The organism is Mucilaginibacter sp. 5C4, assembly GCF_034345625.1.
GTDB lineage: Bacteria > Bacteroidota > Bacteroidia > Sphingobacteriales > Sphingobacteriaceae > Mucilaginibacter > Mucilaginibacter aurantiaciroseus.
The window spans coordinates 736,878-761,447 of sequence record NZ_CP133775.1 but is presented as its reverse complement, the minus strand read 5'-3'; the positions used below and the strand labels follow the sequence as shown (position 1 = coordinate 761,447).

General features: G+C 43.9%; 28 protein-coding genes. 25 read left to right on the top strand and 3 right to left on the bottom strand.

From position 1 onward, the window contains the following. Window positions 1-39 precede the first annotated feature (39 nt). Entirely contained in the window at window positions 40-1,236 is a 1,197-nt protein-coding gene (locus RHM67_RS03595) for a glycosyltransferase (RefSeq protein ID WP_322230686.1), read from the bottom strand. Between the two features lie 176 nt (window positions 1,237-1,412). On the opposite strand from RHM67_RS03595, the gene RHM67_RS03590 reads away from it, so the two are divergent. From RHM67_RS03590 to RHM67_RS03560, 7 genes are all read left to right on the top strand, one after another. Beyond that, a complete protein-coding gene (locus tag RHM67_RS03590) occupies window positions 1,413-2,060 on the top strand; it encodes a class I SAM-dependent methyltransferase (protein ID WP_322230684.1) in 648 nt (215 codons plus the stop codon). A 287-nt stretch (window positions 2,061-2,347) separates the two neighbouring features. After that, a complete protein-coding gene (locus tag RHM67_RS03585) occupies window positions 2,348-3,148 on the top strand; it encodes a shikimate dehydrogenase (protein ID WP_322230682.1) in 801 nt (266 codons plus the stop codon). Then, window positions 3,121-3,723, top strand: coding sequence for a gliding motility lipoprotein GldD (gene gldD / locus RHM67_RS03580; RefSeq protein WP_322230680.1), 603 nt, complete (start codon window positions 3,121-3,123; stop codon window positions 3,721-3,723). Before RHM67_RS03585 ends, gldD begins: the two co-directional genes overlap by 28 nt. Before the next feature lie 120 nt (window positions 3,724-3,843). Next, the gene (locus RHM67_RS03575; RefSeq protein ID WP_322230679.1) at window positions 3,844-4,479 is read left to right on the top strand and encodes an MBL fold metallo-hydrolase; all 636 of its coding nucleotides are present in this window, start codon (window positions 3,844-3,846) and stop codon (window positions 4,477-4,479) included. Between the two features lie 12 nt (window positions 4,480-4,491). Then, a complete protein-coding gene (locus RHM67_RS03570) occupies window positions 4,492-5,718 on the top strand; it encodes an FtsX-like permease family protein (protein ID WP_322230677.1) in 1,227 nt (408 codons plus the stop codon). Between the two features lie 188 nt (window positions 5,719-5,906). After that, window positions 5,907-6,287, top strand: coding sequence for a 30S ribosome-binding factor RbfA (rbfA, locus tag RHM67_RS03565; protein WP_252757573.1), 381 nt, complete (start codon window positions 5,907-5,909; stop codon window positions 6,285-6,287). A gap of 6 nt (window positions 6,288-6,293) precedes the next feature. Further along, a complete protein-coding gene (locus RHM67_RS03560) occupies window positions 6,294-7,004 on the top strand; it encodes a peptidoglycan DD-metalloendopeptidase family protein (protein WP_322230675.1) in 711 nt (236 codons plus the stop codon). Here the strand turns inward: RHM67_RS03560 and RHM67_RS03555 are convergent. Next, window positions 6,991-8,895, bottom strand: a complete 1,905-nt coding sequence (locus RHM67_RS03555; protein WP_322230673.1) for a DUF4153 domain-containing protein — start codon at window positions 8,893-8,895, stop codon at window positions 6,991-6,993. The two genes, RHM67_RS03560 and RHM67_RS03555, sit on opposite strands and share 14 nt — an antisense overlap. A gap of 126 nt (window positions 8,896-9,021) precedes the next feature. Here RHM67_RS03555 and RHM67_RS03550 point away from each other — a divergent pair, with 126 nt between their 5' ends. From RHM67_RS03550 to RHM67_RS03510, 9 genes are all read left to right on the top strand, one after another. After that, window positions 9,022-10,005, top strand: a complete 984-nt coding sequence (locus tag RHM67_RS03550; RefSeq protein WP_322230671.1) for a pyruvate dehydrogenase complex E1 component subunit beta — start codon at window positions 9,022-9,024, stop codon at window positions 10,003-10,005. A gap of 139 nt (window positions 10,006-10,144) precedes the next feature. Next, the gene (locus RHM67_RS03545) at window positions 10,145-11,119 is read left to right on the top strand and encodes an integrase core domain-containing protein (protein ID WP_322230669.1); all 975 of its coding nucleotides are present in this window, start codon (window positions 10,145-10,147) and stop codon (window positions 11,117-11,119) included. A gap of 123 nt (window positions 11,120-11,242) precedes the next feature. Continuing rightward, window positions 11,243-11,461 (top strand): zinc ribbon domain-containing protein YjdM, encoded by a 219-nt coding sequence (locus tag RHM67_RS03540; RefSeq protein WP_322230667.1) that lies wholly within the window; start codon window positions 11,243-11,245, stop codon window positions 11,459-11,461. Window positions 11,462-11,536: 75 nt separating this feature from the next. Next, on the top strand, window positions 11,537-11,902 hold the full coding sequence (locus tag RHM67_RS03535) for a CoA-binding protein (RefSeq protein ID WP_322230665.1): 366 nt from the start codon (window positions 11,537-11,539) through the stop codon (window positions 11,900-11,902). Window positions 11,903-12,356: 454 nt separating this feature from the next. Further along, a complete protein-coding gene (locus tag RHM67_RS03530) occupies window positions 12,357-13,130 on the top strand; it encodes an HNH endonuclease (RefSeq protein ID WP_322230664.1) in 774 nt (257 codons plus the stop codon). A gap of 52 nt (window positions 13,131-13,182) precedes the next feature. After that, on the top strand, window positions 13,183-13,479 hold the full coding sequence (locus tag RHM67_RS03525) for a hypothetical protein (protein ID WP_322230663.1): 297 nt from the start codon (window positions 13,183-13,185) through the stop codon (window positions 13,477-13,479). A 60-nt stretch (window positions 13,480-13,539) separates the two neighbouring features. Continuing rightward, the gene (locus tag RHM67_RS03520) at window positions 13,540-13,953 is read left to right on the top strand and encodes a DUF4476 domain-containing protein (protein WP_322230661.1); all 414 of its coding nucleotides are present in this window, start codon (window positions 13,540-13,542) and stop codon (window positions 13,951-13,953) included. A 69-nt stretch (window positions 13,954-14,022) separates the two neighbouring features. Further along, window positions 14,023-14,853, top strand: a complete 831-nt coding sequence (gene dinD, locus RHM67_RS03515) for a DNA damage-inducible protein D (protein ID WP_322230660.1) — start codon at window positions 14,023-14,025, stop codon at window positions 14,851-14,853. Between the two features lie 7 nt (window positions 14,854-14,860). Then, on the top strand, window positions 14,861-15,688 hold the full coding sequence (locus tag RHM67_RS03510; RefSeq protein ID WP_322230659.1) for an N-acetylmuramoyl-L-alanine amidase: 828 nt from the start codon (window positions 14,861-14,863) through the stop codon (window positions 15,686-15,688). 178 nt (window positions 15,689-15,866) lie between these two features. Here RHM67_RS03510 and RHM67_RS03505 read toward each other — a convergent pair whose 3' ends face one another. After that, complete coding sequence (locus RHM67_RS03505) at window positions 15,867-17,528, bottom strand: glutamine--tRNA ligase/YqeY domain fusion protein (RefSeq protein WP_322230657.1); 1,662 nt, start codon at window positions 17,526-17,528, stop codon at window positions 15,867-15,869. Window positions 17,529-18,295: 767 nt separating this feature from the next. Between RHM67_RS03505 and RHM67_RS03500 the strand changes: the two genes are divergently transcribed. The 9 genes from RHM67_RS03500 (at window position 18,296) to RHM67_RS03460 (ending at window position 24,474) form a co-directional block, all read left to right on the top strand. After that, the gene (locus RHM67_RS03500) at window positions 18,296-18,718 is read left to right on the top strand and encodes a cobalamin B12-binding domain-containing protein (protein ID WP_252757563.1); all 423 of its coding nucleotides are present in this window, start codon (window positions 18,296-18,298) and stop codon (window positions 18,716-18,718) included. A 12-nt stretch (window positions 18,719-18,730) separates the two neighbouring features. Beyond that, window positions 18,731-19,513, top strand: a complete 783-nt coding sequence (locus RHM67_RS03495) for an enoyl-CoA hydratase/isomerase family protein (RefSeq protein WP_322230654.1) — start codon at window positions 18,731-18,733, stop codon at window positions 19,511-19,513. A gap of 256 nt (window positions 19,514-19,769) precedes the next feature. Beyond that, window positions 19,770-20,363, top strand: a complete 594-nt coding sequence (locus tag RHM67_RS03490; protein WP_322230653.1) for a hypothetical protein — start codon at window positions 19,770-19,772, stop codon at window positions 20,361-20,363. Window positions 20,364-20,536: 173 nt separating this feature from the next. Then, window positions 20,537-21,952, top strand: a complete 1,416-nt coding sequence (locus RHM67_RS03485) for a sigma-54 dependent transcriptional regulator (RefSeq protein ID WP_322230651.1) — start codon at window positions 20,537-20,539, stop codon at window positions 21,950-21,952. A gap of 2 nt (window positions 21,953-21,954) precedes the next feature. Continuing rightward, window positions 21,955-22,164 (top strand): histidine kinase dimerization/phospho-acceptor domain-containing protein, encoded by a 210-nt coding sequence (locus RHM67_RS03480; protein ID WP_322230650.1) that lies wholly within the window; start codon window positions 21,955-21,957, stop codon window positions 22,162-22,164. 80 nt (window positions 22,165-22,244) lie between these two features. Next, complete coding sequence (locus RHM67_RS03475; protein ID WP_322230648.1) at window positions 22,245-23,291, top strand: AI-2E family transporter; 1,047 nt, start codon at window positions 22,245-22,247, stop codon at window positions 23,289-23,291. A gap of 76 nt (window positions 23,292-23,367) precedes the next feature. Further along, window positions 23,368-23,634 (top strand): YtxH domain-containing protein, encoded by a 267-nt coding sequence (locus RHM67_RS03470; RefSeq protein ID WP_322230647.1) that lies wholly within the window; start codon window positions 23,368-23,370, stop codon window positions 23,632-23,634. A 47-nt stretch (window positions 23,635-23,681) separates the two neighbouring features. Continuing rightward, window positions 23,682-24,023 (top strand): phage holin family protein, encoded by a 342-nt coding sequence (locus RHM67_RS03465; protein WP_322230645.1) that lies wholly within the window; start codon window positions 23,682-23,684, stop codon window positions 24,021-24,023. A gap of 4 nt (window positions 24,024-24,027) precedes the next feature. After that, entirely contained in the window at window positions 24,028-24,474 is a 447-nt protein-coding gene (locus tag RHM67_RS03460) for a hypothetical protein (protein ID WP_322230644.1), read from the top strand. The last annotated feature ends 96 nt before the right edge of the window (window positions 24,475-24,570 follow it).

Here is a 24,570-nt window from a genome sequence, read left to right as displayed (position 1 = left end):
AAATTTTTCCCGCTTGATGAATTGGGCTTTAGGCTGGTTTTATTTCAAACCGGCCTCTACCTGCTCAATTACGGTAGAAAGTTCTTCGGCGCGCTTATCCCAGGTGTTGCTTTCAGCAGTTTTTAAACGGGCAAGGCGTTTCCCGGCCGTGTCATCTGCAATTTCCGACAGCAAGTATTGCAGGAACGTTTCTTTATCGTCGGTTATTTTAATGAGGCTTGCAAAATCGGTAATATCACCAAAAGCGGTACTTACTACCGGCAGGCCCGCCGCCAGGTATTCGTTTATCTTCATTGGGTAAATGCCCTTCGTAAAATCGTCCTTCACAAAAGGTATAATACCAACCGAAAAACTTTGCAGGTATGGCGGCAATTGCTCGGGCATTTTTGGCCCCTCAATTTTTACGTTGGGATATTTTTTGAGGATAGCCAACCCGCGTTCGCTTAATATGCGGCCCACAAACATAAACTCGGCATCGGGCATGCTGGTGAACAGGTGGTGCAACAGGTCGTAATCGCTGCGGTCGTCAATAGTGCCCACATACCCTACCACCTTTTTGCCCGGGTTAGGCGTACTGTTAAACCCTTTTTTAAACAGATCAACCTTTACGGCATTCTTTACGATGAAGCACTGTTTGGTAAAGTCTTTTTTGCTGTCATATAATCCCTGCGAGGTTACAATAGTAGCATCAACCATTTTTAAAAAGCCTTCTTCCAGCCGCAGGCCGTGCCTTGCAAGCCAGTATGGTGCTCCTTTTATCTCGTCGTAACAATGGTATATCAGGGTTTTCTCGCCAAAGGTATGGCCGGTCATGAGCCCCATACCAGGGTTAAACGAGGTAAAGTTGATCAGTTCGTTCTGCATGTTCAGCTTCTTCAGCGCTTTTTTAACAACGCGACGCAACAGCCATGCGTTAAATTTTATCAGTTTGTTATACAATGCACTGTGCGGCAAAAAGTTAACCGGGAAAACCAACGGCGGGAACAAAATATGCACCGTGCCGCCATTATCTGTTTTTATGGTGCGAATGCGGGTTTTAAGGCCGAGCACTTTTTTAAAATCTATTTTATCCTTATCGCTAACACCGGCAAGGGCATCTTTATAAGTGTAGGCATTCTCCACAAAAAGGATGCGGTTTTGGGTAGATAAAACCTTCATCAGTTCAACAACCGCTTTAATATAATTACCGTTCCACTCGGTACCGCTAATGCATAATATATTACGGTTATTTAACATGGTTGCTTTATTTATTGCTAAACTAATAATAAAACGCTTTGAATTTAATGGCTTGTACGATAAAAAGAGCGAATTGTTCTAATTTTAACACCTTAACGCCTTTATATTTCATTACAAATCAGCTACCTTTAAAACGACAAAAAAGTTTTTAACCGTAAGAAAATCTCCCTTCTAAAATGTCTGATAATAAGTTATACGTCCATTATGGCTGTGGCCAATCCGCCCCTGCCGAATGGAAAAATTTTGATGTATCGCCTACCCTTGCCATTCAAAACACGCCGATTTTAGGTTTTCTATTGAAGAAAAGCCTTGGGCAAGTATTTGATAAAAACGTACAGTACGGCGATATCACCAAAGGGCTGCCGGGTATAAAAGATGGTACTGCCGAAGGCGTTTATTGCTCGCACGTGTTAGAGCATATGTCGTTAGAGCATTTTAGGATAGCATTACGCAATACTTATAAAATGCTTAAACCGGGCGGCATCTTCCGCATTGTTATGCCCGACCTGGAAACCCTGGTGCGCGATTACATTACCGATAAAGACGTAAAGCACGACCCGGAAGCATCTATAACCCTTATTAAACGCATGATGATGGGCGTTGAGGTAAGGCCGCGCAGTTTCAAAGCCGTTACCAAACACATGTTTGGTTATTTAGAACATCTTTGGTTGTGGGATTGGGAGTCGACTGAGAAAGAATTGAGCGATGCCGGTTTTACCAACATCCGCAGATGCGAACTTAACGACTCCTCCGACCCGATGTTTAAACTTGTAGAAAACCCAAAACGCTGGGAACTGGTTGTGAAATTTGAATGTATTAAATAAGGAAACCGCCTTCTAAATATTTAAAGCCGTCCCGACATTTCGGACGGCTTTTTTATTTTATCAAAAAAAGAAACAAAAGCAACCTTTATGGTCCAAAATGGATGCAGGCTACAGCCAACATCCGCGAAGGGCAAAACCCTACGCCCCTCGTATTTGCCGTAACGACAAACATTAACCGCATAATTGACCGCTTTTACAGCGCTGGTGAAAGCACCGGTATAAAACAGAAAAAACTATTATTGTTGCCGTATTGTTGCTAATATTACACTTTTATAAAACTGCCGGCAATGAAACATTATGGCCTAATCGGGTTCCCGCTAACACACTCATTCTCTAAAAAATACTTTACCGAGAAATTTGAAACAGAAAAGATCGAGGATTGCACCTACGAGCTTTACCCCCTCGAAAATATTGACGACCTGCCAAAATTACTACATGAGAACCCAACCCTTTGCGGCCTTAACGTAACCATCCCCCACAAAGTAAACGTTTTACAATACCTGGATTGGATTGAACATGACGCCAAAGGCGCAGGTGCGGTAAACTGTATCCGAATCACATCAGAAAGCCCGTTACAGGCAGCCTTCTCCGGCGAGGTGGGTGTAAAAGGCCACGATTTTAGGTTGGAGGGATACAATACTGATATTTACGGATTTGAAATGTCGCTAAGTCCGCTACTGACGGATAAGCACGAGACCGCTTTGATCCTGGGCGACGGCGGCGCGGCAAGGGCCGTAAAGTGCGTACTGGATAATAAAGACATCCCCTACAAATGCGTAACCCGCAAAACTGCCGAAGGCAATATTTTATTCAACGATTTGACGGTTAAGGATATCGCGGATAATAAACTCATCATCAATACAACGCCTATTGGTACACACCCCAATGTGGATGAATGCCCGCCAATCCCTTACGAGGGTGTAACAGAAGACCACCTTTTGTTTGACCTGATCTACAACCCGGAACAAACGCTTTTCCTGAAAAAGGGTGCGGAACAGGGTGCCGCTACAAAAAATGGATATGAAATGTTAGTATTGCAGGCAGAAAAGGCCTGGGAAATATGGAACTCAAAACAAAAACACCCGTGAGATATTTTGTGCTTTTAATAGTTGTACTGTTTTTGGCTGCCTGCGGCGGCAATGCCGACTATTCGCCAAAACCGAGGGGTTATTACCGCATTGTTTATCCTGCAAAACAATACCAGCCCTACACCGAAGGCTGCCCCTTTACGTTCGATTACCCAAAATACAGCAAGGTGGAGCCTGATAAATCCAGGGGTGCAAAACCTTGCTGGCAAAATATCCAGTTCCCGCAGTTTAACGCCACACTGCATTTAAGCTACGAGTCTATCACGTCCAAAAAAGAATTTAATGAGTTGATAGAGGATGCCCACAAGTTAAGTTTTAAGCATAGCGTAAAAGCAACTTCTATAGATGAAGGCGTAATTGCCTACCCCGACCGCAAGGTTTATGGCATTTACTATACCATTGACGGCAACGCGGCATCATCGGCACAATTTTACCTTACGGATAGCACCAAACACTACCTGCGCGGCGCACTTTACTTTAACTCCGAACCGAGGCTTGACTCTATCCAACCCGTACTTAATTTTATAAAGAAGGATGTGGATCTGATGATCAAGAGCTTTAGGTGGAAGAATTAAAGAGGCGGTGAGCCTGTCATCCTGAGCCTGTCGAAGGACGCGAGTTGGTCTGTTCGCAAATGGTTCGACAAGCTCACCATTGCATAAGAGTGGTATAAACTATTTCCTTACTTTTGCATCATGGCTACCGTTCAATCCTTTGTAAATAACCCCTACCAGGAGAATACCTATTTATTGTTTGATGAAACCGGCGAATGCGCGATCATCGACCCGGGTATGTACACGGCTGCCGAGCAAAACACGGTTACCAATTTTATTAAAGACAATAACCTAAAGCCTGTTTTGCTTTTAAACACACACTGCCATATCGACCATGTGCTGGGTAATAAATTTGTATTTGACCAGTACGGCTTAAAACCACAATTCCACAAAGGCGAATCGGATACTTTAGCCGCTGTTGTGGCCTATGCGCCATCAATGGGTTTAAGGTACGAGCCATCGCCGCTGCCGGATACTTACCTGCTCGAAACAGGCACCGTTAAATTTGGAAATACCGAATTGGAATTGATCTTCGCGCCCGGCCATTCGCCTGCGCATTTGTGCTTTTATGACAAGGGAGCTAATATTCTGATAGGCGGCGACGTGCTATTCCGCAACAGCATTGGCCGTACCGATCTGCCCGGAGGTGATTTTAGCACGCTGGTAAAAAATATCGAAGAAAAACTTTTTTCCCTGCCCGATGATTGTACGGTTTACCCCGGCCATGGCCCCGAAACTACCATCGGTTACGAAAAACAAACCAACCCATATTTGTAATATAAAACGCATTTGAACACCTCCATCTACATAGCTAAAAGGTACCTGTTCTCTAAAAAACAGACGCACGCCATCAACATTATATCGGGTATCTCCATATTGGGTGTACTGGTTGGCAGCGCGGCGCTTATCATTATCCTTTCGGTGTTTAATGGGTTGGAAAGTGTCATCTTGTCGCTATACAGCAACTTTACGCCCGAGTTGAAGATAGAGCCCCGCATGGGCAAAACCTTCGACCCAAACACGCCTTATTTTAACGCGCTTGGGAAAGATGTACGGGTGGTATCCTATACCCAGGTATTACAGGAGAAGGCGTTGATCCGATACTCGGGTAGATCCTTCATTGCTACGGTTAAAGGCGTGAGCGACGACTTTTTAAAGGGACGGATGCTGGACAGTACCATCCAGTTTGGTTCATTTACGCTGAAAGATAAGGGAGAAAATTTTGCGGTGATTGGTTCAACCGTGCAGGGTAGTTTGGGGGTGAGTTTAAAGAACCAGTTTACATCGCTACAGGTCTTTTCGCCAAGGCGGAATGCGGGCACCTCTACCGACCCTATGAACGATTTTGTTTTCCGGTCTATACAACCCTCGGGCGTTTTTGGTATACAGCAGGATTTTGACGGCCTCATCATCACCCCCATAGAATTTACCCGCGACCTGCTCGACCAGCCCAACCAGGTATCGTCATTAGAGTTAAATTATAAAACAGGCACCGACCTTGATCAAGTGCAGGAAGCCATGGAAGAGCGCATAGGCAAAAGCTTCACCATCCGCAACCGCAAGGAGCAGAACACCGAGCTTTACAAAACCATCAATTACGAGCGCTGGTCTATATTTATGATCCTCACGTTTGTGCTCATCATTGCCATATTTAACATCATTGGTTCGTTAACTATGTTGGTGATAGATAAACGGAAGGACATTGCCATACTAACCAGCCTGGGTGCTAACAAGGGCCTGATACAACGCATTTTCTTTTTTGAGGGGATGATGATCTCTTTTATCGGCTGTGTTACCGGCCTGGCATTGGGGCTTATTGTTTGTTTAATACAAAAGCAGTTCGGCTTCATTAAAATGGGTTCGGCATTATCTGTACTTGATGCTTACCCCGTTGCCTTTAAGCTAAGCGATATTGGTTTGGTGTTTTTAACCGTTACAGTAATAGCGGTAATTGCATCGGGTATTAGCTCGAGCCTAAGCGTTAAAAGGCTGGATGAGATAAAACAGGATTTGTAGCCTCGCCCCAGCCCTCTCCAATGGAGAGGGGGGCAAAACTTTTTTAAGGCCTCTCCTTTGGAGAGGATTAGGTGAGGCTTTTACCAACACTATTTTGCAGGCCATTTTCAATTCATTAGCTTTAACCATTACCTTCGCCAAATAATAATTAAAAACTCATTCGCCCCAGCGGCGTTTATTTAAATACTATGGAATCTAAACGTCAGCAAAAATTTGCCGGGGTAATACAGCAGGACCTGGCCGCGATATTTCAACGCGAGGGCATGAATTACCTTCCGCACACGTTGGTTACAATTACCAAGGTCCGCGTTACGCCCGATCTGGCCATCGCCCGCATCTTCCTGAGCTTTTTTAACAATACCGATAACCAAACCGCGCTGCAAACCATTAAATTGCATGCGTCGGAGATTCGCTATAAGCTTGGTGCCCGCATCAAAGACCAGGTGAGGGTGATACCCCAACTGGAGTTTTTTGTTGATGATACCAGCGAATACGTAGAGCGCATGGAGAAGATCTTCGACAAAATAAGCCATGAGCCACGCCAGCCCGATACCGAAGAAGAAAGTTAAAATACTATGCTTGCTACCGAAAAATTAGCAGCTTATATCAAAGTCCACCCCGGTGCCATTGGCAAAGTGGTGGACTTTGATGTTAAAAGCGATAAGCTATACCCGCTCGACTTTACCGCCGCCAACGCGGAATTAACTCCCGAACTGGTTGCCGATACCGAAGCCTTTAGCCAGTGGATAAACAAAAAACTTAGTGATAATAACGCCCGCTATGGCATTGGCGGCTACATGGAGCATCGCACCATTTATAATCGCAGCGCTTTATTTGATACGGACTACGAGCCACGCCGCCTACACCTTGGGGTAGACATCTGGGGCAATGCCGGCACGCCAGTCTACTCTCCTTTAGCAGGCACCGTACACAGCTTTGCAGATAACGACAATTTTGGCGATTACGGGCCATGCATCATTCTGCAACATGATTTGGATGGGTTAACCCTATATAGTTTATACGGGCATTTAAGCCGCGCGAGTTTGGTAGAATTGCAGATTGGCCAATCCATCAGCATAAACCAACAAATAGCAACCTTGGGCCACGCAACAGAAAACGGCCACTGGCCGCCGCACCTTCATTTTCAATTGATGCTGGATATTGGCGATGCCCGGGGCGACTATCCCGGCGTGGGGCAATACTCGCGCAAGGTGGATTATATTGAAAACATACCCGATGCCAATTTGATATTGGCTTTTTCGGGATTGCCTGTTACTTCTTTTTGATTAGGTAATAACCGTTTAAAAAGTTGACCCCCTTGTCATTGAACCCGCCAATGGTCACGCGTTTTATTCTTAGCGTTACTTTAAACATGTTGTTTTCTTGTGTAAAAAACAACTTATTAGCAGGTATCAAATAATTATTTGGCTCCCCTTTTAATATTGGCGGGTATCCTTTATTCAATTTTTTATTGTTTAAACTATCAATGCTTGGTTTAACATTAAAGGTAAAAATCTGGTTATTTATCTTTAATGTAAATTTATCGTAACCCAATGAGGTTTTCTCAATAGCCATACCATCAAGCTTTGTATTTGCTGTATCCGCCGAATTAACCGCGGCCATATCTATCATATAATCGTAGCCATTAATGGTATAAGTATCGTCACTTTCTGTCCGGTAAATAATGCTTTCGTATTTTGTTATTACCGGTTCCTCACCATCGTTCCAATAACCGTCGAACGCGTTAAGGCCTAAACGTTTTTTTGCCCAGGTTAACTTTCTTTCCCGCAGTTCATAGTCGGATAAGTAAACATCCGACCGGCTACCGTTATTAAGCGTTCTTATATTTTTCGATAACGAATCGGCCACTTTGCTCAAGTCCTGATTAAAATATGGCTGTAACGATGTCAGGTCATGCTTCGATATCAGGTAATCTAAAGTAGCAACAGCCTTGCTGCCATCACGCTTACTTATTTTGGTGCTATCTATCGCAGTAAATTTATCATCCCTAAAAGCATTGTTCTTTTTAAAAACCTCCACCAGCACACGCCTTTGCGAATACATCGATACCTGGAAAGCGCTCTGCGGCCCGTAAATTGATAACAACGTTAGAATGGAAAGCGATATAGGGATCAGCTTAATATTTTGCTTTTTAGATACCAGGAAATATATGGTGATGAAGAGCAGCCAAAAAGCCAACAGTATCAAAAAGTAACGCATCTCTGTTATACCATAACGGAATAAGCGTGTGCCCGCGGCAGTAAACAATAGACCCAAAAGCGGTATCAGCAGAAAATAAAAACTGCGGGCGTAGGTTTTAAGCCATTTGTTTTCGGCCTGCTCACGTATGGGGTAAACCAGCAAAAGAGATAACACCCCAAAAACGGCATAACCTAATATCAGATTAGAAACAAGGCCCTTTGGTAATTGCCATTGCACCAAAATCTTTATCTCGTACGCTAACAATATGGCAACATAAACGGTTGCCAGCGGTATAAGCACATATTGTGTAAATACTTTTAATCCCTTGGGATAACTAAAGTCGGTATCGAGCGCTTTGGTATCGGCAGGCACTCCCGCCAGGAAAAAGATTGTGCTGAACATCCCAACAATACATGACCAAAGGATGGCAAAGGTATCCCATTCGAACTTAAAATTAAACAGGAAATTCATGGAACTAATCGCGGCAGCCAGTCCCAAAAACAGCACCACGCTATATAATACGCTTGTTAAAAACCGCAGAAACAGCGTTTTATTAAATTGCCAAAAGCCCTGGATGTGATCCCTGCTGGTAAACGCCGCGAACGCTACCATTAGGTGGAATGATAAACTGAACAGGAAAAACCGGATATAATCAGCCTGATGCTCGCCGGGGTTAATCATAAATATCAGCAGGATGCTAAAAGCAAAGGCGGCTATTCTGAGACCTGATTTTTTCGCTCCTGTAATTTCTTTGCTTTCGGTATATAAAGTGGTACATAAACTAAGCAGTAAGCCCAGATTGGCTATCATTATTATGCGCAGGCACCAATCTTCGTTTACGCGGTTTAGCAACGATAGCTCAATCTTGGTGATCCCTGCAATAGTCCCTGCCAACGCAAACAGCACCTCGAACGGGAAACGTTTGATAGTTACCAGCGCGCCCTGGGTCAGATTTTTTAACGATGGGAATTTCATGTGCTTAGGTTTGTTTAGCCGAATGTAACAAATAATACATAAAAACTTATAGTGCCTTTACGTAATTGCATTTTACACATTAGTGATTATATTTGCGGTCGTAAAAAACTTCATTTTAACAACATAATGAGAGAAATACAATTCAGGGAAGCGCTTAGGGAAGCAATGCAGGAAGAAATGCGCAAGGATGAGAATGTGTACCTAATGGGTGAAGAAGTTGCCGAATACAACGGTGCCTACAAAGTAAGCCAGGGTATGCTTGACGAGTTCAGTGCTAAACGTGTTATAGATACGCCTATCTCTGAATTAGGCTTTGCCGGTATAGGCATAGGTTCGGCCATGAATGGTTTGAAGCCAATTATCGAGTTCATGACGTTCAATTTCTCGTTGGTAGCTATCGATCAGATCATCAACGGTGCAGCTAAAATTATGTCGATGAGTGGTGGCCAGTTCTCTGTGCCAATTGTATTCCGCGGCCCAACAGGTAACGCGGGTATGTTAAGCTCGCAGCACAGCCAGTGTTTCGAAAACTGGTATGCAAACTGCCCCGGCTTAAAAGTGGTTGTTCCATCAAACCCTTACGATGCAAAAGGCCTTTTAAAATCAGCTATTATAGATCCGGATCCGGTTATTTTTATGGAATCTGAGTTGATGTATGGCGATAAAGGTGAAGTGCCCGAAGAAACTTACTACATTGAAATAGGTAAAGCAAACGTAACTAAACAAGGCAGCGATGTTACTTTAGTTGGTTTTGGTAAAATAATGAAAGTGGTTAACGCCGCTGCTGCCGAACTTGAAAAAGAAGGCATCCACGCAGAGGTTATTGATTTACGTACCGTACGCCCTATTGATTACGATACCGTAATTGCTTCGGTTAAAAAAACAAACCGTTTGGTAATTGTGGAAGAAAGCTGGCCTTTAGGTTCTATTGCTACCGAGATAGCATTTAAAGTACAAAAAGACGCGTTCGATTACTTGGATGCACCGGTATTGCGCATAACAGGTGGCGACGTACCATTGCCGTACGCACCAACCCTGATACAGGAATACCTGCCAAACCCCGAGCGTGTGGTTAAAGCAGTAAAAGAAGTAATGTACGTTACCAAATAATTGTAACGACTAAATATTAGAAAGGCTCCGAATTATCGGAGCCTTTTTCGTTTCTATCCCCTCTCTACGCGCGTCATTGCTGTAAAGGTCAACTAATTCGGTAACAGAATTAGCTTTAAAGAATTAAAGCTACAACGTTATGCGGAACATTAATAATGACCTTACTTTAAAACGGAATTATTTAAGTAAATACCGTTTTCTGATTGGTGAGTACGAACAGGTAAAACGCCGGGAGCATCCCCATTTCAGGTTTGCCAAAGATTTCTATTTGGCTCACGATACAGATGCAAGGGCTTTCTTAAAGTATTACAATCTTTTCAAGCAGTCGGGTAACGAAGATGATCTGTTGCCTGGTAAGCGCGGACCTAAGTATGGTAAGCGCAGGCCGTCCGAACAGGATGAGCAGCAGATATTAGACCTGCGGGACCGTGGTTGCAATAAGTTTGAGATCACGAATCAACTTAAACAGAAATCAAATAACTTTACACCATCACCTTCAGGTGTATACAATGTCCTGAAGCGGCATAACCGGAACCGTTTAAAGCCGGCAGACCGGGAAGTAAAGGTAAAGATCATTAAGGAACGTATGGGCCAATTAGGGCATATTGACTGTCATCATTTAAGCAAAAGTGTGATCAGGGGGCAAAACAGGAGGCTTTATCTCCTGTTTGTGCTGGATGATTACTCACGCGTAGCATGGGCACAGGTGATGGAAGACATTACCGCGCTAACCACCATGTTTACTGCTATGCATTGCATGCAGGCAATCAAGCGGGAGTTCGGTATACAGTTCGAGGAAATGATCGCAGACAACGGTCCTGAGTTTGGGCCATTTTCCAGTCAAAACAAAAAAAAGCACCCGTTTGAAAGAATGCTAATGGAGACTGGCATTAAACGCCGTTACATGAAACCCTACAGACCACAAACTAACGGTAAGGTTGAACGATTCTGGAGAACTTTAAAAGAAGATCTTATCGAAGAAACAGATTTTGATAGCCTGGAAGAATTAGAAGATGAATTGTTAAAATACCTCGTTTACTATAACTGGGAAAGACCACATCAAGGTATTAATGGGAAAAAACCTATAGATATGGTCTCCCTAAACAACAAATAAAATACCTGATTCTGTTACCGAATTACGTAACCCTTACAATTGCGAGCGATAGCGTGGCAATCTTCGATAGAAAAGTCGACGATTTATATAGCAATAAGCTAACGGATATCTTTAGCTTTGCCCATGGCAGAATCTAACGTAAAAGACAGCAATGGCAATACCCTTAACGATGGCGACAGCGTTACCCTCATTAAAAGCTTAAAAGTAAAAGGTGGCGGCGTTACCCTAAAACAGGGCACACTGGTAAAAAAGATCCGCCTGACGGATGACGACGGCGAAGTGGACTGCAAAATTGAGGGCATGAACATTGTACTTAAAACCGAATTTTTAAAAAAGAGATAATTCACCCGATTGTAAACGTGCAACCTGCCAAACCAAAACTGCAAACTAAACAACCGCCCCACACGTTATACTTACATGGCCGATAAAAAAACACTGATACTGGGCGCCACGCCCGACGCAAGCCGATACGCTTACCTTGCCGCCAACCGCTTGGTGGGCAAAGGGCACAGCATCGTAAACGTTGGCATTAAAACCGGCGAAGTTGCCGGCGTATCCATCGAAAAGCCCGAAACTATCCACACCGATATAGACACTATTACCCTGTACATAGGCCCGCAAAACCAACCACCCCTGTACGATTATATCATTAACACCCGCCCCAAACGCATCATATTTAACCCCGGCACCGAAAACACCGAACTTCGCCAATTAGCGCACCAAAATGGCATCGAAACCGACTATGCTTGCACATTGGTGTTGTTGAGTATTGGGCAGTATTGATGTTTTGAGGTGAAAGGCCAAAGGTCAAGGGTGTCCCACTAAATATTACACACCACATTACAAATACGGAATAGGCTGTATTACAGCAAATTGCATTTTATAATTTACAATTTCAGTTAGAGTTTTACTTTTCTATTTTAGAATCAACAAACTAACTGTCAATAACTTATTCATTTTCAGAGGGGTGTCCCACTGGTTTCTGAATGGGACGGAATGGGACAGCTTGGTTTTTGTTATTAGGTTTAATGATAAAAGCTTGTACTCTTTTGTACGATTGCTATATTTATTAAATGAATGCTTACTACCTAATTAGCGACCAGCCTACAACTTGCCCCATTTGTGGCGCAAGAACTAATCAAATATCCGATTTTCTACATACGCTTCTTAAATTAAAAATTGAGGAGTGTTTAAATATCGGATGTAAACATGTATTTTTCGAGGTAGAAGAATAATCATGAAAGAAGGCCAAACGCTTTGGACAAAAGAGCAATTACTTTTAGCAATAAACCTGTACTCTAAAATCCCTTTCGGAAAGATGAGTGCTGGCAACGCTATTGTTAAGGAGTGGGCTTTGCTTATTGGCCGTTCTCCAGCTGCTGTTGCCCGTAAGCTGGGTAACTTCGCGAGTTTCGACCCTAAGCTTTTAGAAAGAGGCGTTAAAGGCTTGCCAAACGTAAGCAAGCTCGACCGTGAAGTTTGGAACGAATACATGAACAATTGGGATGAATTGTTTATTGAAAGCGAAACACTGCTCGCCCAAAAGAAGCATACTACTATTGAGCAGCTTAATCCTATCGAGCTAATAGAACCTGAAACGATGGTGGGCAGGGAAGCTATCCGACAAGTAGTTGTTCGATTGGACCAAACCGTATTCAGAAAAATGGTTCTGAGCAATTTTGCTGATACCTGTTGTATCACCGGCATTAATCAACCGGAGTTATTAATTGCAAGTCATATTTTACCGTGGAGCTTGGATGCAGGCAATCGGCTTAACCCTCGCAATGGTTTAGCTTTAAATAATCTGCACGATAAAGCTTTTGAGAGAGGGCTGATAACTATTACTGAGGATTTGAAGATCAAAGTGTCTTCTATCCTGATGAACAGCACTAACATCCAAAGCATCCGAGAAAACTTTATCGCATACGATGGAAAATCTTTAATAGAGCCAAAGAAGTTTTTTCCAGATGTAGAATTTCTGAAGATCCATAACGGCCGTTTTAAAGGCTAAACTTCACTTATATCCGATTGACACCAACCGCGCATCCGGCTAATTTAGCCCTATGCCAAACATCAAATTCTTTTACCGCTATCGCGACGATGCCAATTACAAAAATCACAGTTTCATAATCTTCAACAACCCGACAAACATCGCGTTAGCAGAAATTGAGAAACACATCCTCTCAAAACTAATTGATGATACCTGGTTCTATGCCGACAAATGGAATGTGCCCGACCTGCACTTAGGCACATGGGATAACGAGATAGACCATACTTGGCACGAGTTTGAAAGTGTTGAGTTTACCAATGAAATCGGCGAGCAGAACATTACCGATTTCCTTAGCGCTGTCAGGAATTAACGCCCCTTTCGCTTTTCAGCAATTCTTCCTACATTTAATCCAATAAACACCCTACCCAAAATGAAACTGTTCATACCTATTATCCTGCTTTCGGCGGCAATGGCGCAGGCAAACCCTACAACAAGTATTAAACCGGCAAGCTCTATTATCAGCTACGATAAAATAAAGCACCCGGAAAAAGCAATGGCGCCCGAGCAGGCCAAAGCCATCCTCAAAGAAATGCAGCAGCAGCGTAACGACGAGGAGAAGATTGCCGTTATAAAAGCCAAAATAAATAGTAAAGAAGTCGGTCTCACCATAAACCAACTGGCAACCCTCATGAACCAGTTCCTTACAGATGATTCTAAACTCGCCGTTGCCAAATACGCGTTCGAGTACACCACCAACTACAAATCATTTCTGGATCTAACAAACCTGTTCAGTCGCGAAGAGTATAAAGACGCGCTGGAGGATTTTTATAAGAAGAATAAGTAGTAGCGGGATTTTTCCAACAAACAGCTGTTAAGCTTTTTAAAATAGCTAACTTGCTGTAAAACTAAAACGGTGAAGAAAGAAGTTATATTAGAACTGCTTAGTAAATTCGAACAAGCTTGTTATGTAATTGAAGGGGTTGAATGTTGGAGCGCAAGAGAATTGCAATCAATCCTTGGCTATGCTCGTTGGGAAAATTTTGTAAACGCAATAAATAAGGCTAAAAAGGCGGCAGAAAACGCTTCCACAGATGTTCGCGATCATTTTCGTGACGTCACGAAAATGATCGTGATCGCAAAAGGTGCGCAACGCGAAGTTGAAGATATCGCCTTAACAAGATACGCCTGTTACCTTATCGCTCAAAATGGTGACCCGTCAAAGCCTGCGATAGCTTTTGCCCAAACCTACTTTGCGGTACAAACCCGTAAGCAGGAAATAATTGAGCAACGTTTAATTGACGTTGAGCGTGTTTCTGCCCGGGAGAAATTGACCAAATCTGAAAAGAAACTATCTGGCATTTTGTATGAGCGTGGTGTTGATGGTGCAGGCTTCGCGCTCATTAGGTCTAAAGGAGATCAAGCCCTATTCGGTGGGTTCAGCACAACCGATATGAAGAAAAAGCTTGGGGTGCCTGCTGCTAAACCTCTTGCCGATTTTTTGCCTACACTTACAATCAAGGCTAAAGATTTTGCAAATGAATTAACCAGCCATAACGTTATCGAAAAAGATTTAAACAAGCAGGCGCAAATCTCACAAGAACATGTTGACAACAATAAAGCCGTGCGCGACATTTTATTAAAGCGTGGAGTAAAACCAGAAGCCCTTCCACCTGTTGAAGATGTGAAAAAGCTGGAACGACGCTTAGAAAGCGATGATAAAAAAGCAGCTAAAGTTTCAAAATAACATGCTCATGAAAAACCGCCTGTTTCTGCTGCTTTTAGCTGCAACTACTATAACCGCCTGTTCTAAAAAAGTTACTAATCCGCATACCAAAACAAATAGTGTTTACACCACGCAAGCCGATAGCCTTAGCAAAATGTTACTGGCCGAAAACCCGGCTACGCTAACCGACAGCCTCAACCAACCCATTCCTTCTGAGTTTATCGGCACGGTTAATTTTAACCTGCGCAAGCCCAACTATGTTATTATCCACTATACTGCGCAAGATTCGCTGGCCCAAACCGTGCGGACTTTCACCCTCGTAAAACCACAGGTAAGCGCCCATTATGTGATCGGTAAAGATGGTAAGGTGATCCACATGCTGAACGATTATATGCGCGCCTGGCATGCCGGTGTAAGCAAGTGGGGCAGCATCAGCGATATGAATAGCTGCTCTATAGGTATCGAACTGGATAACAAAGGCAACGAGCCATTCGCCCCCGCGCAAATGAACAGCCTGCTTATCCTGCTCGCCAAACTCAAAAAGGACTACAACATCCCTACCGCAAATTTCATAGGCCACGGCGATATAGCCCCCGGCCGCAAACCAGATCCGGGCATATTGTTCCCATGGGAAACACTGGCTAAAAAAGGGTTTGGTTATTATTCGGATATCATCATCGTGCCGGCACCATTAAACTTCGACAGCGCTATTGCCCTACGTTTAATAGGTTACGATACCGGCAACCTCCCCGCAGCAATAGGCGCCTTTAAACGCCACTTTGTACAGCGCGAAGGCTCGGGCACGTTGTCACAGTTTGATCTGGACGTGCTTTTTAATGTGTATAAAAAATACTGATTTTGAGGTTAGGCGAAAGCTAAAAGGTAGCTGCAAAGAAGGCTGAGAGGTAAAAGGTGAAAGCTAAAAGGTAGCTGCAAAGAAAGCTGAGAGGTAAAAGGTGAAAGCTAAAAGGTAGCTGCATTATATTAAAAAAGGCGAAACGTTCTAAAAACCTTTCGCCTTTTACCTTTCAGCTTTAACCTTTCTTTACCCACCCGTCCTTCAATGTCACCGTGCGGTTAAACACTAAGTTATCTGAGGTCGAGTTTTTATCGAGTGTAAAATAACCCTTACGCATAAACTGAACGGCGGTGCCAATAGGGGCGTTCGCCAGGTCGGGCTCTACATAAACGGGTTGCAATACATGCAGGCTGTTTGGGTTAATGTATTCTTTAAAGTCGCCGTCCTCGCTGCCTGGGTCTTCCACCTGGAACAGGCGGTCGTACAGGCGCACTTCAACACTCCTGGCGTGGTCGGCACTAACCCAGTGGATGGTACCTTTGACATTGATGCCGCTGGTATCGTTACCACTTTGCGATTCGGGGATGTACGAGCAATGGATCTCGGTAATATTGCCCCCGGCATCTTTAACAATGCTTTCGCCTTTAATAATGTAAGCGCTTTTCAGGCGCACCATCAGGCCAATGCCCAGGCGAAAATATTTCTTGGTAGGCTCTTCCATAAAGTCGTCGCGCTCTATCCAAAGCTCACGGCCGAACGGAAACTCACGGCTGCCGTCGCCACCTTCAACCTCAGGGTTGTTTTCTCCGTGGAATATCTCGGTTTTGCCTTCCGGGTAATTATTTATAACAAGCTTAACCGGGTCAAGCACGGCCATACGGCGCCAGGCGGTTTTGTTCAGGTCCTCGCGTATACAAAACTCCAGCAAACCAACATCTATCATGTTCTCGCGTTTAGCAACACCAATGCGCTCGCAAAACTCGCGGATACTGGCAGGTGTATAACCACGGCGGCGAAGGCCGCTTATTGTAGGCATACGCGGGTCGTCCCAACCGTCTACATGGCCTTCCTCTACCAGTTGCAGCAGCTTGCGCTTGCTCATCACAGTATAGTTAAGGTTAAGGCGGGCAAACTCGTATTGCTTACTCGGGAAAAGGTTCAGCTTCTCAATAAACCACTCGTAAAGCGGGCGGTGAGGTATAAACTCAACCGTACATATCGAGTGGGTTATGTGCTCAATAGCATCGCTTTGCCCATGCGCAAAATCGTACATCGGGTAAATGCACCAGGCATCGCCGGTACGGTGGTGATGAGTGTGTTTAATGCGGTACATCAAAGGGTCGCGCAGTTGCATATTGGTCGATGTCAGGTCCAGTTTGGCACGCAGCACCTTGGCGCCATCCGGGTATTTACCGGCTTTCATATCTGCAAAAAGTTGCAGGTTCTCTTCTATAGGGCGGCTGCGGTATTCGTTAGCTACACCGGCTTCGGTAGGCGTACCTTTTTGTATGGCTATCTCTTCGGCAGTGCTGTCGTCAACGTAAGCAAGGTCCTGTTTTATCATTTCAGCGGCAAGCGCATAAAGCTGGTCAAAGTAGTCCGAGGCGTAAAGTTCCTCGGCCCATTCAAAGCCAAGCCATTTTACATCCTCTTTAATGCTATCCACGTATTCAACCTCTTCTTTAGCGGGGTTGGTATCGTCGAAACGCAGGTTGGTTTTACCGTTATATTTTTTAGCGAGGCCGAAGTTAAGGCATATCGATTTCGCGTGCCCAATGTGCAGGTAACCGTTAGGCTCGGGCGGGAAACGCGTTAAAACCCTCCCGTCATTTTTGCCCGCGGCAATATCCGCTTCAACAATTTCCTCTATAAAATTCAGTGATCTTTCTTCGCTCATGATGTTTGTAACAGGTGGCAAAAGTACGGAGAAATTATACAGAATTATACATTTTGAACAGGGATTATATAGAACTATGTAGCCTTTTATTTGTACAGCATTATATTACAATGTGCTAACTGCCAACCAACAACTGCCAACTGAATATGGGCGTTGCCTGCGGCCCGGGCTTTCCGTTACAACTCCTCATTCCAGGCTGCTGATAGAAGCAGCCCTACATTCCGGGGTTTCCACTGCTATCCCTAACGCGGAACCTGTTATGTAAGGAGACGCAGTATCGCGTCTCTACAGATATTTTTGACGTAGAGACGCGATACTTCGCGCCTTGAACAAGCGACACGCCGTTTGTCTGAACCTGAATTTACGAATTAAAGAATTTGCAGAATGTGGGTGAGATATGTATTGAAGAGCGGTGGGCCAACAAAAAACCGTGGCCGATGGGCAAAGGCCTGTGCGGGGAAAGATTTTTTTGTCTTGATTTATTCACCTGTTGTTTGTTTTTATAGGTGTTCATGACCTCGCTATCGCTTGGTATTTGCTTCCTTTTGTATCAAGACAAAACGGCGAAGCCCGCTTGAGCGCCAAAATAAAAATAAACAGCAGCGAAAAACAAGTAGCCTCCGCGGCAATGAGCGGGCTAACGATAATCTAACCACTACAGAAACTTAGCGCGTGAGATGCCGAAATAAATTCGGCATGACGGTGGTGGTAAAAACATCCATAATTTTCTCTTAACTTTGATATACCTTTTTACTGCCTTTATAACCATGAGCGAAAACCAATTTAACCGCCCAATACGCGTATTAGTAGCCAAAGTAGGGCTGGACGGGCACGACCGCGGTGCACGCATTATTGCTACCACCCTGCGCGATGCCGGGATGGAAGTGATCTACACCGGCCTGCGCCAAACGCCCGAGATGGTGGTGAACACCGCCCTGCAGGAAGATGTGGATGCTATTGGTATCAGTATACTTTCGGGTGCGCACATGACGGTTTTCCCGAAGGTAATGGCTTTGATAAAAGAGAAAAAAATGGACGATGTGCTGCTTACCGGCGGCGGCATTATCCCGGCCGATGATATGGCCGAACTCAAGAAGATCGGCGTGGGCGAACTGTTCGCCCCGGGTACCAGCACCGCCGATATTGTTACTTATATTACCAACTGGGTGCACACCAACCGCAATTTCTAAAGATCAATCGTTATGGCATTCGAAAACATCCTTGTTCAAAACAAAGGCCGCATACAATACATCATCATCAATCGCGAAAGCAAACTTAACGCGTTAAATAAATTTACCCTGTGCGAACTGCATGAGGCATTAACAGATGCGTTTAAAAGCAGCGGCGTTGGCGGTATAATCATTACCGGCTCGGGCACTAAGGCTTTTGTAGCCGGTGCTGACATTTCCGAATTTGCAAATCTGGATATTAAAGGCGGCACCGAACTCTCGCGCACCGGGCAGTCAACCGTTTTTGATGTGATCGCCAATGGCAATAAGCCTGTCATCGCTGCCATTAATGGTTTCGCGTTAGGCGGTGGATTAGAATTAGCTATGGCCTGCCATATCCGTATAGCATCTGATAGTGCCAAAATGGGCCTGCCCGAAGTTACTTTAGGTTTGATACCGGGGTATGGAGGCACACAGCGCCTAACTCAACTGGTTGGCCGCGGTAAAGCGTTGGAATTGATCATGACTGCCGATATGCTTACCGCTGCCGAAGCACTTAGCGCAGGCCTGGTTAACCACGTTGTTTTCCAGGACGACCTGCTGCCAAAGGCCGAAGAGATCATGAATAAGATTCTCACCCGCGCTCCGCTTGCGCTGGCATCTGCCATAAAAACAGTTAACGATTTTGGCGCCGAATGTATCAACGGTTTCGAAACTGAGATCCGCGAGTTTGGCAAATGCTTCGGCACCGAAGATTTTAAGGAAGGCGTATCTGCATTTTTGGAAAAACGCAACGCGGAGTTTAAAGGGAAGTAAAGATTCTTTACGCCAAATAGCCGCTTTGATAAACAACTGGGAAAATTCATTTTCATGCAAATTTCATATACCAGCGCGGTTTTTAACACTTAAGTTACACTCGCCTGACCATTCGCCCCAATTGGTCAAATTTAATTCGCTATTAATCAATCGATTGAATATTCGTGACAATAGGATGAAAAAATAGAGCAGAAATCCTGCTTTACTTTGCCCTGTGCTAAACAGAAAACAGCACATAATCTAATATCATAATATCATGAAAAGTACATTAAAAATCGCAACATTGGTTTTAGCCTTCGCCGGATTATCATTCGCCGCTAAAGCCCAAACAACCCCTTCTACTTCTGCAAGCACTACTACTAAAAGCGGCATACGCTATAGCATCGGTGTTGATGCAGGCATCCCGGTGGGCAACCTTAAAGACACCCACAAATGGAACCTTGGTGGTTCGGTACAGGCAGATATTCCTGTAGCAAACCAGTTATTCGTAACTGTTAACGCAGGTTACAACAACATCTTTGGTAAAAAAGACGTGGGCGGTGTATCCGGCCTTGACTTTACCGACATAAAATTATTGCCGGTTAAAGCAGGTTTAAAATTCTTCCCGGTACAAAACTTTTACATCCAGGGCGAAGCAGGTGCCGCTTTCTTGTTAAACAGCAAAGATACCTACAATGATAAATCTGTAGCATTTGTTTATGCGCCGCAAATTGGTGTTCAGTTCCCGGTTAGTGCAAGCGGTAACTTTATTGATGCCGGTGTACGTTACGAAGCTACTACCAAATTTAACAGTGCTATTGAAAACAGCAAACCAAGCTTTTTAGGTGTACGCGTTGCTTACGGTTTCTAAGCCCTAAACATCTACCTATAAAAAACACAACGATTGAACAAAAAAAGGAGGCTTATGGTCTCCTTTTTTGTTGTAAAACCATTTTTTATACGCTATCAATTATAATTCTAATAACTTAGCAAATATTTGTAATTTAACTGCAAATACATTTACCTGCACTCACGTATACTGCTATGAAGAAAATACTCATCATTGATGATGAAGTTAACGTTGGGGTTTTACTATCAAAATTCTTGGTACGCAATGGTTTTGAGGTAAGCACGGCTGCCAACGGCGGTGCAGGTATGGAGTGTTTAAAAAAGGGCGATTTTGACCTGGTGTTGTGCGATTTTAGGCTGGAGGATACCGATGGCCGCGAGATGCTTAAAAACATTAAAGCGCTTTACCCAAAAACAGGCGTAATTATCATAACCGGCTACTCGGATATTAAGATGGCTGTAGAGCTCATCAAAATGGGCGCTTATGATTACATCACCAAGCCCCTTTACCCCGATGAGATTCTGAATACCATTACCAAGGCTATTGAAACCCAGTACGCCTTGCAGGAAATGGCCGCCAACGATTACAGCGCGGACAGTAACGACAAGCCGCAGAAAGAAAACAAAAAGCAGATCTTATCCAGCGAATTTGTAGTAGGTACCAGCCGCGCATCAAAAGAACTTTTAAAACAAATTGAGTTGGTTGCCCCAACCAATTACAGCGTTATTATATTGGGCGAAAGCGGTACCGGTAAAGAGTCGGTTGCCAAAAGCATCCATCTGAACAGCCCGCGCCATAACCAGCCCTTTGTGGCGATGGATTGTGGTTCGCTTACCAAAGAACTGGCTTCAAGTGAATTTTTCGGCCACGAAAAAGGGTCATTCACGGGCGCTTTATACACCAAAATCGGTCACTTTGAAATGGCTAACGGCGGCACCTTGTTTTTGGATGAGGTGGGTAACTTATCATACGAGATCCAGGCAGCGCTATTGCGTACCGTGCAGGAACGTAAGGTAAAACGCATTGGCAGCACCAAGGAAATAGATCTGGATGTCCGCATCATCATCGCCACAAACGAGAACCTGCAGGAAGGGATCAGCAAAGGCCGTTTTCGCGAGGACCTTTACCACCGTTTTAACGAGTTTAGCATCTATATGCCGCCCCTGCGCGAGCGTGGTAACGATATTATGATGCTTGCCGAGCATTTCCTGAAAATTGCGAACCAGGAGCTTGACCGCAATGTAACCACTTTTGCCCCCGAGGTTATAGAGTGCTTTATGAACTACCGCTGGCAGGGTAACATCCGCGAGATGAAGAACGTGGTACGCCGCGCAACCTTATTAAGCGAGGGCAATGAGATCACTATGAAAACCCTCCCGCTGGAAATCTCTAACTTTAAGGTGTTGGCATACGAGCCGTCAAACCTATCGGCAACAAACGAGGCCAAAGAACCTAAGCACGATCTTAAAAATGCCGCCCTTGGCGCCGAGCACGAAACCATATTAAAGGTGCTGCGCGAAGTGAACTTCAACAAAACCAAAGCTGCCGAGATCCTGAACATTGACCGCAAAACGCTTTACAATAAAATGAAGGCCATCAACCTAAAATAATTATGGCCGAAGGAAAAGAAAACAAACCGGTTAGCCACGAGGCGGTTGATATGTTGAAGCATGATATTAAGAACCAGCTCTCCAATATTTACCTCGCTTTAGAAGGCTTAAGATACGAGGTGGAAGATCAAAGTAGCGACCTTGGGTTGTACATGGATAGCATTACCCAATCTGCCCAAAAAATAGATAAGTTGTTGGGCGATTTTGAATAGAAAATATGCAATGGAGCTGAAACTTTTTGGCGCTTTTTTGTTATATATTCGTATCACAATTAGCTTTCCCGGGTGTAACAATGTCTATCTTTAACTATAAGCAGCGCAACAACATTATACTGGTAAGTATTATTGCGCTCGGCTGTTTTTTACTTTACGCCCTTAGCGCTCTTTTCAGCTCCATACTTGGAGCCATAGTTCTCTTCACCATCTTCAGGCCGTTCTATCTTTATATGACCGAGCGCAAAAGCCTTAACAGCGCCCTTGCCGCAATTATAATTATACTCATCTCGCTTATTGTTATCGTTATCCCCTTCCTTTCGCTAAGCATAATGGTGATCGGTAAAATTGGCAGCATCAACCGCGAATCTATCAATATTGATAAATGGAGCGAAAAAATTGATGCCTTTACCGGGGCCAACATTAACCAACCCCACTTTGCAGAAGATACGCTTCAAAAACTTGGCGCTTACGCTGCAGATCTTTTTCCGTCATTGTTAGGTAGCGCCGCAAGTATAGTGCTTACACTATTGGTGATGTATTTTCTATTGTACTTTATGTTTGTACAGATGCGAGAGTTTGAAGTTGGCCTTTTAAAATACGCCCCCTTCCGCGAGCAACATGCCTTAAAATTTGCTACAGAATTGCGTAACTCAACTTACTCCAATGTTTTAGGGCAGGGCGTTATCGCGCTTACACAAGGGATTTTACTGGCTATGGGCTTTTATGCGTTTGGTATCCCCGATGCTATTTTTTGGGGGGTGATAGGATCGTTCCTATCCTTTTTACCTGTGGTTGGCGCGCCTACCATGTGTATCCCCGCAAGTGTAATACTTTTTGCCGGCGGGCATAATTTAAAGGGCATTTTACTTTTATCATACGGTTTGCTTTTTATTGGCAATGTAGATAACGTACTGAGGCTCATTATAAACAAGCGAATTGGCAATACGCACCCCATCATATCTATTATAGGTGTTTTTATAGGGTTACCGCTTTTTGGCATTCTTGGCTTGGTTTTTGGGCCAGTGTTACTGTCGTATTTTTTGTTATTATTGGAAATATATGAAACTAACCGCATGGCGGCCGACAGGCTGGAGCGGATACGAATGGGCCCCGAAATGCAATAATGAGGCTTGATACACAAGGATTAAAAATTATTTGATAATTAATAAAACAAATATTCAACTTAAAAATTTATACAATATGAACGATAACACAAAAGTGCTTGTCGCCCTACTTGCAGGATTAGCGGCAGGAGCGGCACTGGGAATCTTATTTGCACCGGAAAAAGGTACCGAAATACGCGACAAATTATCTGAATCATTAGCAAACCTTGGCGATTCTCTCAAAGAGACAGCTGCTAATGAAATTGATAAACTGGTAGGCCTTAAAGACAAGGTTGTTGACAACATCAAAACAAAAGTAAAAGGCGCCGAAGCAGAATATCAGGACGACTTGGAACACGCATAATTTTAGCGTTATGGGGCTTATTAATACCCCGTAACTAACAATACAATATGGAACCCGAAAAAGAAGAAGCAACACGCCCAATTATTGACCAGCTAAAAGATTATGCTGAAACCCGCTTTAAACTACTGAAATATGAAGTTATTGAGCGCAGCACATCCATAATAGCCGATGTAATAATTGATATAGTTATTATAATTGGTTTAGTGCTAACATTCTTATTCGCAAGTTTTACGTTGGCGTTATTTTTGGCTGATGTATTGCATTCGTACTGGCAGGGCTTTGGATGCGTAGCGTTGATATACCTGCTTATTGCGGTATTGCTAAGGGTTGCGAAACACAGTTTTCAGCGCCCTATTATTAATGCGATGATAAAAAAGCTATTTAAATAAGACCATGGAAACATCGATCAGAAATATATTTGAACTACAGGGCGAAATTGGCCGCCTTAAGAATTTAGAGGCGCGGCAAGCTGTTGCATTAAAAACTCGTTTTAGTGGCCCTTCGGCCATTTTTTCAACCGTACTTTCTTTGTTCCCAAAATCGCCAATGGTTGATGGCATGAAGGATTCTGGCTTTTTCCAGCAAGATTTTTTAGGCCTCATATCAAGGTTCGTGTTGCCGCTTGCTCTAAACAAAACGCTATTCAAGCATTCTAACTTTATTGTTAAAACGTTAGTTGGCATCCTTTCACAAAAGGCATCGCATTATATTAGCGAAGAGAATGTAACCGGTGTTTGGGGTAAAGCAAAAGGCCTGTTTGAGAATTTGTTTAAGAAAAAAGAAAAAGAAACCGAGATAGCACTCGATAAAGACGAAGTGCCTGCATACCAGGCTTATTAAGATACCGGCCCTGTTGTGAAAAATGATCTTAAAGGGGTAAGCTTATATAGTTTATCCCTTTCCCTTTTTTAGCCCGAGGTTAACCACAAATCCGTA